Consider the following 670-nt stretch of genomic DNA (forward strand, 5'->3'; position numbering starts at 1 on the left):
GTGGTGAACTCAACATCAACAGAGAAATCATTTGTCGTGAAAGGCGCGACAGGTTTCGAGCTGCATGAAGTTCAACAAAACTCTGCAGATGACATCGTGAAAGGCGCAAGCTTCGCAAATGAAACCTTCACTGTGCCAGCACTGACTACTGCGGTATTCGTACAGCCACAAGACGGCGCGCAAGGTGCGGGTCTGCCAGTCAATACGGACAACAAAGACGTATCGAGCATTCCTCCTTTCGGTGAAACCGTGGTTTACGTGAAAGGCACAATGAACAATTGGTCAGACAACAGCGACTGGGCAATGACTTTCATTGGCAACGGCATGTACTCAGTAACAGGCGTACTTGAAGCAGGCAGCCACGAGTTCAAATTTGCAGACACAGGTTGGGCAAATCCGAACATCGGTTGTTCTGTGGCAACAGTGGGCAGCGGCTCTCTGGAGCTAGGCGCAGACGAAAACTGTAAACTCACCGTCGCAGAAACAGGCAAGTACAACTTCACACTGAACGCGCTATACGTTCAAGATGAGAAAGTGGAAAAACCTGTGGTTTCCGTAACCAAATCTGCGGATGCACCAACGTTTGGTGAAACAGCACTGTACCTACGTGGCACCATCACAAGTTGGGACACTCCAGCGCAAGATTCAGCAGCGAAGTTCAGCTACGTCG

1 protein-coding gene is annotated in these 670 nt (G+C 50.1%); it reads left to right on the top strand.

What is annotated here, in order from left to right; all coding sequences use genetic code 11:
* On the top strand, positions 1–670 hold a 670-nt coding region (locus tag R7R24_RS27390; RefSeq protein ID WP_318120224.1), incomplete at both ends, for an alpha-1,6-glucosidase domain-containing protein.

The sequence above is a fragment of the Vibrio sp. 704 genome (assembly GCF_033339295.1).